Consider the following 1,283-nt stretch of genomic DNA (forward strand, 5'->3'; position numbering starts at 1 on the left):
AGGGTCTGCCCCGAGTTTGGTTGACACCTGACCTGTGAGGATTCGTCCTCGCTGGAAGGATGTCCCCGTGGCAAAGCCCTACCCCAAGGAGTTCCGCGACGACGTGGTGGCCGTGGCCCGCAAGGGCCAGGCACCGCTGTTCCAGATCGCGAAGGACTTCGGCATTTCCGAAGGCTCGCTGGCGAACTGGATGAAGCAGGCCGACATCGAGGACGGTCGCCGTCCCGGCGTGACCGAGGACGAGCGCAAGCAGCTGCGCGAGGCGAACAAGCGGATCCGGTTGCTCGAGCAGGAGAACGAGGTCCTCCGCCGGGCCGCTGCGTATCTGTCGCAGGCGAACCTGCCGGGAAAATAGTCTTCCCGCTCGTCCGTGAGATGGCCGCGACCGGTGCCCGCATCAGGGTGCCGGTCGCGGTGGCGTGCAGGGTCCTGGGTCTGACGACCGCGGGGTACTACAAGTGGCTCAAAGACCCGGTGTCCCAGCGGGACTGGGACGACGCCCACCTCATCAACGTGCTGCACGACCTGCATGAGGACGACGCCACCTTGGGGTACAGGTTCCTCACCGACGAACTCGAGGAAGAACACGGCATCAAGGCCGGAGAGAACCGTGTCCACCGGCTGTGTCGGATCGCCGGCATCACCGCCAGCCATCACAAGAAGCGCGGGAAGTCCGGCAAGGCCGGGCCCGCGCCCCACGACGACCTTCTCGCGGTGACCGACAAGCACGGCGTGGTCCGACACGAGTTCACCGCGACAGCCCCGAACCAGGTGTGGCTCTGGGACATCTCCGAGCACCCCACGCGCGAAGGCAAGCTCTACATCTGTGCGATCAAGGACGTCTTCTCCAACAAGATCGTCGGTTACTCCATCGACTCGCGGATGAAGTCGGGCCTGGCGATGTCCGCGATGCGCAACGCGATCGCGCTGCGCTCGCCGTCCGGGACGATCTGTCATTCGGACAGGGGCGGTCAGTTCAGGGCCAAGAAGGTCCTGCGGCTGTTGAAGAACAACGGTCTAAAGGGATCGATGGGCCGCGCTTACGGCGCCGGGGACAACGCCAGCATGGAGTCGTTCTTCTCGCTGTTGCAGAAGAACGTGCTCGACACCCGCCGCTGGGACACCCGCGAAGACCTCCGCCTCGCGATCGTCACCTGGATCGAAACCAAGTACAACCGCCGACGCCGGCAACGCGCCCTCGGGAAGCTCACCCCGGTCGAGTTTGAGATGATCTACGCGGCCGCAGACGCCGCCTGACTACTGCAAACCCCGAGTGTCAACCA

1 protein-coding gene is annotated in these 1,283 nt (G+C 64.8%); it reads left to right on the top strand.

Annotation, left to right across the window (positions count from 1 at the left end; genetic code table 11):
- Nucleotides 1–67: 67 nt before the first annotated feature.
- A protein-coding gene (locus tag E7Z54_RS22295; protein ID WP_240769846.1) for an IS3 family transposase occupies nucleotides 68–1,257 on the top strand; the annotation gives its coding sequence in 2 pieces (ribosomal slippage) (nucleotides 68–346 and nucleotides 349–1,257; 1,188 coding nt in all).
- The last annotated feature ends 26 nt before the right edge of the window (nucleotides 1,258–1,283 follow it).

Origin of the sequence: Nocardioides sp. (assembly GCF_004803405.1) — a bacterium.
Lineage (GTDB): Bacteria > Actinomycetota > Actinomycetes > Propionibacteriales > Nocardioidaceae > Nocardioides > Nocardioides vastitatis.